Source organism: Mesorhizobium sp. M5C.F.Ca.IN.020.29.1.1 (assembly GCF_003997375.1).
Classification (GTDB): Bacteria; Pseudomonadota; Alphaproteobacteria; order Rhizobiales; family Rhizobiaceae; genus Mesorhizobium; species Mesorhizobium wenxiniae.
Window position 1 is genome coordinate 1 of record NZ_RZSW01000456.1, and the last position, 5,204, is coordinate 5,204.

The 5,204-nt window shown below is 60.0% G+C and carries 5 protein-coding genes and 2 pseudogenes; 1 reads left to right on the forward strand and 6 read right to left on the reverse strand.

Annotated features, from left to right (window positions below; all coding sequences use genetic code 11):
* Positions 1–865 (forward strand): annotated as a pseudogene (locus tag EOA85_RS26930) (IS66 family transposase); the annotation flags it as partial.
* 9 nt (positions 866–874) lie between these two features.
* Here the strand turns inward: EOA85_RS26930 and EOA85_RS39345 are convergent.
* From EOA85_RS39345 to EOA85_RS37735, 6 genes and pseudogenes are all read right to left on the reverse strand, one after another.
* Positions 875–1,129 carry a hypothetical protein gene (locus EOA85_RS39345; protein ID WP_245486032.1) on the reverse strand — a complete coding sequence of 85 codons (255 nt, stop codon included), beginning with the start codon at positions 1,127–1,129 and terminating at the stop codon, positions 875–877.
* A 92-nt stretch (positions 1,130–1,221) separates the two neighbouring features.
* A pseudogene (locus EOA85_RS39350) lies at positions 1,222–1,362 on the reverse strand (recombinase family protein); the annotation flags it as partial.
* A gap of 203 nt (positions 1,363–1,565) precedes the next feature.
* A complete protein-coding gene (locus EOA85_RS26940) occupies positions 1,566–1,766 on the reverse strand; it encodes a hypothetical protein (RefSeq protein ID WP_127211791.1) in 201 nt (66 codons plus the stop codon).
* A 427-nt stretch (positions 1,767–2,193) separates the two neighbouring features.
* On the reverse strand, positions 2,194–3,219 hold the full coding sequence (locus EOA85_RS26945) for a Gfo/Idh/MocA family oxidoreductase (protein WP_127211792.1): 1,026 nt from the start codon (positions 3,217–3,219) through the stop codon (positions 2,194–2,196).
* A gap of 188 nt (positions 3,220–3,407) precedes the next feature.
* Positions 3,408–4,343, reverse strand: coding sequence for a UDP-glucuronic acid decarboxylase family protein (locus EOA85_RS26950; RefSeq protein WP_127211793.1), 936 nt, complete (start codon positions 4,341–4,343; stop codon positions 3,408–3,410).
* Positions 4,344–4,579: 236 nt separating this feature from the next.
* Positions 4,580–5,204, reverse strand: a 625-nt coding sequence (locus EOA85_RS37735; RefSeq protein ID WP_164759903.1) for a hypothetical protein, incomplete at its 5' end; no start/stop codon positions are given.

Genomic DNA, 5,204 nt, shown 5'->3' on the forward strand with positions numbered 1-5,204 from the left:
GGCCGATTATGTGCTGGAGCGTATCCGCCAGGCCGAAAGGGTGTTTGCCGACGAGACGTCGCTGCCGACCCTTGTGCAGGCAGCGGCCAGGTGAAGAAGGCGTGGTTATGGGCATACGCCCGCGATGATCGGCCGTATGGCGGAACAGCGCCGCCCATGGTGGCCTATCGCTTCGAAGACAGTCGCGGCAGCGCGTGTGTCGCACGGCACATGGCCGGCTTCACCGGTATCCTGCAGGTTGATGGCTACTCCGCCTACACGAAGCTCGCCAAGGCAAGCGCCGGCGCCAATGACGCCGTGACGCTGGCGGGATGTTGGGCGCATCTACGTCGGCGCTTTTATGAATTGCACGTCAGCGGCGTCTCGCGACTGGCGACACAAACGGTCGCGACAATGGCTGAGTTGTGGAAGGTGGAAGACGAAATCCGTGGTCGCGATCCAGCGGTTCGCACGACGGCGCGCCAGGATCGGTCCGCAGCCATCGTCGCCGACCTGCTCAGGCTATGGGAAAAGGAGTTGCCTCGCATCTCCGGAAAGTCGAAACTGGCCGAGGCGATCCGGTATGCCACATCACGGCGCTCAGTGCTCGAGCGCTTTCTCACCGACGGGCGGGTCGAAATCGACTCCACATGTCGAGCGCGCTATCAGGCCCCAGACAATAGTCAGAAAAAATAGTCTCTTTGCCGGTAGCGAAGGCGGTGGGCGCGTATGGGCAACCATAGCCACGATGTTGCAGACAGCAAAAATGAGCGGCGTCGATCCGCTCGGCTGGCTCCAGCAAACCCTCGAGCGAATTGCCGATGGCTGGACGATCTCTCGTATCGATCAACTCATGCCGTGGAACTTCAGTCCGGACACGCCATGAGCTAACCGCTTACCATGTTCGGCCGACGCCAGACAATATCGCCATTGTTGCGCCTGGCGGGCAATCCAGCCCATGCTCTAGGAACCACATCAGAGCCTGCCGGGCACTGCCGAGTTCGGCGACGTTGTCGAACACAAGAGTGATGGCCTTCTGCACGCGGCGATCCGGATCCTTCTCCAGGCGATCACCGACCTTTGCGAAGCCCACAGGGCCTGCAACAACGAGTTCACCGCGGCGGGCCTTTTCGTAGCGGGCCGAGAGCAAACGCTGGCGCAGAAGATCGAGTTCATACTCGTTGAGACTGCCCCCTTCAATCCCAGCAGCAGCCGATCATTGCCCTGGCGCGGCGCATAGACCGTCTCCTGGTCGATCAGCACAGTGTCGACGACGCGGCACATCTCGATGAGCTGCTGCCAGTCGCGGCTATTGCGGGCAAACCGCGATACCTCCCGTGCCGCAACCGCCCCGACCTTGCCGAGAGAAACCTCTGCGATCATCCGGTCGAAACCGGCACGTGCAACGCCTCCAGCGGCCGAACGGCCGAGATCGTCGTCGAATGCGAGACCAACCGAGCGACGTCAGGCGATCGCGCATCGCATATTGCAGGGCGCTGCTCTCGCGATTGTGCAGGACCTGATGGGCTGACGACTGCCGCACATACAGGATCGCCTTGCGCTCCAGATGGTGCGGTCTGATCTTCTCATGCATCATGACGCACCTCCTCCCGTCCGGGAGAGCGGTCGCCGTCGAAGTGATCGAGAATCAGGCTGACAATCAGCTTCGTCACTGATCGGCGCGTCTCGGCGGGCAGCGACGCCTGCCATTGCGGCGTCTGCACCGTCTCGGCGTCGTTCAGCTTCGAGAACAGATCGAACTCGTATGTCGTGGGCAGGCGCGGCATGGACATCTCCCCGATTCGCGTCGTGACGTCGTGAGAGCCCAATGCTGCGCCCATCTCCTGCGATTGCGATGGGGCGTCCGTGTCCCGGAGCAGTTTCGCCAGGGTGCCCAATGCGGCAAGGTCGACGTGCGGAGCAGTCGTGATGCGCCAATTCTTGCGGAGGATCCGATCATCCTCCCAGGAACCTCCAGCCAGCGATCCGGTACCCGGCCAGAAAGACTGCAGCGGAAAACCTCTGCGTCGTCTGCGTCGTTCTTGTCGATCACTTCATGAATATGGACCTGGCGACCCGCCCAAGGGATGCCATGGAAAGAGAAGCTCGCGCTCCGGGCCGGTCCCGTGGGTGTTCCGTCGCCGAGTTGTACAACGAGGAGCGCCCGCATGGGGCGATCAGCCACAAGGCCCCGATCTCATTGATCAATCGAAGTCACTTGGAAGCATGACGTCGGGCCAATTCTTCCACTGGCCATTCGTCAACATGATGCTTGAGAGGAAAGTCGACCCGGTCGCCCTCGATCATAGAAAGGTAGGAGCCCAGGTTGAGTTCGGCCGTGCCCGCCACGTGATTGAAACCGAGCGGCGCGGGTTTCCCCGTGTTGATCCAGTCCCGCAGGTCTGCGAACATTGCCGACCATGCGAGGCTGTCCGCATCCTCATAGTTCTCCTCTCGCGCTCCGGAGGAGGAGTACACTCTGAGCTTGTCTTCGGCGAGGACTACGATCGCGCCGCGGCTGCCGGTAAGCGCCATTGTTACGCCGTCGTTGAGATAGTGGATGCCGGTCTCGAGAACCGCTCGGCCGCCACCGGGAAACTCCATGTAGGCAACCGCGTGATCCTCCATCGCGTGGCCATAGAATCGGCGATTTGTCACGCGCGCCTGCGCCAGCACCCATTCCGGCATATTGTCATCATGAAAGAAGCGGAACATGTCAAACCAGTGCGAACCCCATTCGCTCAAGTCCCAGCCATCGCCAATCGCCGCCGTTACAACTAGGCGCTCCCCGATCTCGCCCGAGGCGAAGATGTCCCTGGCACGGGCAAACGCTTTCATATAGCGCCGATAGTGAGGGACAATGATTTTGGTGCCCGACGCGGCGATAAGCGCTCGCAGCTCCTTGAGTTCAGTTGGTGAGGCGACGAACGGCTTCTCGCACACGATGCCTCTGACGCCAGCAGCCACACACGCTTTGATCATGCGGAAGTGGAGTCCGACGTATGTGCAGATGCTGACCACATCGGGCTTAGTATTGAGCATACCCTCGATACTTAAGTAGCCAATAACGTCAAACTTCTCTCTGAAGTTCTTTAGATGGTCCGCGTCGATATCGGCCGCTGCTACCAATTCGAAACCTGGCGTGCTCCGATACGTGCGAGCGTGGCAGTAGCCGATACCCATTCCTTCGGCCCGGCCAACGCCGACGATTGCAGCACGAAGGGGTTCAACCTGTTTCACACTAATAACCTTTCTATTAGGCGCCGACAGCTTCAACGAAGCGCGGCAAAGGCAAGAAACTCGCGCTCGATGCTGTCCGGGTCGGGCCACCCGTCATGAACGACGATGCGATATTCGAGGTTGAGTTTGATTTCTTTCGCAGCGCCGGCGGCTCTGCCGGAAGGGAGAGTGAGCGGGAAGTGCGATTCTCATGCCAGCACTTTCCTGAAGTAGGCGACCGTCTCTTTCAGACCGTCTTCAAGCCGCACGCGCGGCGCCCAGCCCAATGCAGCCGCGGCGAGATTTATATCGGGCCGGCGCTGCTTCGGGTCATCCGCCGGAAGCGGCAGGAAAGCAAGCTTTGATGACCCGCCGACGATCTTGAGCACCTGTTCCGCAAGCTCCAGCATGGTGAATTCGCCTGGGTTGCCGATATTGACCGGACCTGTGAAACCCGCGGGACTTCCCATCATCTTGACCATCCCGTCGATTAGATCGTCGACATAGCAGAAGCTCCGCGTCTGCGACCCGTTCCCATAGATGGTGAGAGGCTCGCCCGTGAGCGCTTGGACGATGAAATTCGACACAACCCGGCCGTCTTTGGGATGCATACGCGGCCCGTAGGTGTTGAAGATGCGCATTACCTTAATTTCAAGGCCGATCTGGCGATTATAGTCGAAAAACAGGGTCTCCGCACAGCGCTTACCCTCGTCATAGCAGCTTCTGGCGCCGATCGGATTGACCCGGCCCCAATACGTCTCGACCTGCGGATGAATTTCCGGATCACCATAGACCTCCGACGTCGATGCCTGGAGGATGCGCGCCTTCAGTCGCTTGGCCAGCCCCAGCATGTTCATGGCGCCGTACACGCTCGTCTTCGTCGTCTGGATCGGATCGTGCTGATAATGAACGGGCGATGCCGGGCACGCAAGATTGTAGATCTTGCCTACTTCCACGTAGAGAGGGAGGCTCACATCGTGCCGTATCAGTTCGAAATCGGGATCGTCTATGAGATGGCGGATGTTGGCCTTCGAGCCGGTAAAGAAATTGTCGACGCAGAGGACATCGTGGCCCTCTGAGAGAAGCTTGTCGCAAAGATGAGAGCCCAGGAAACCTGCGCCGCCGGTGACCAGTATCTTGCTCATTCTTCAGCCTCGCTGACCCGTCGATTGGTCGCACCCTGGATCAGAGCGATTTCTGCCATTGCCGCGCAATCAAAACACGCGGATAAGCATTCCCGCCGACCCAAAGCAGTTTCGGCCCTTCTCGCTTAGCTGCTTGATGCAAGCCGTCGCAGTCAATTTCTGCCTTCTCGTGAAGTTCACAGAGCACCCGCTGGTACTCACTGCCGCAGAAGTTGACCGCCTCGCAATGGCTGGTTTCACCAACCCACCTCCCATGGCCGGGGCTTGCCGTGGAAAACCACCGCGCGAACGCCGGCCGGAACGCGGCCGAGACGCTGAACGTCCAACTTGTACGAACACAGTTGACCAGGGCAGATGTCTTCCCACAGGCGCCAATTGACTTCCCGGCAGCTCTCAAGAAACTCCTGATCGGAAGCGAACCGCTGCATGTGGTCGTCGGGTGCCGCTGTGAACGCCTCCCACACCGCGGCCTTGATCGATTGCGGGATCGCCATGATGCTGCTTTGAAAGCCCCCCGGCCACCAACACTCGCGCATGATCACCGGACCCTCGACCGCCGCCATATCCGCGAGACTGCCGACAATTGAAGTGTCCAGATCGAAAAACAGCCAATCGTCAGGCAATTCCGGACGGAACAGCTCCATCTTCGCCCACCAGCCTGGCCACCCGTACCGGAGCGGTACCACCTCGACGCCCTGCACGTCGACGTCGGAGAAGCAACGGAACTTGGCGTCGGGCAAATGCTCGGTCACCTGGTTCAACAGACGGACAACATGGCCCGGCTCGAATTCGCCGCCCGAGCGGAGGACGAAAGCAATCGTCTTCGTGCTGTCAGGACTTTCTCGAGCCTCACCTTTGGAT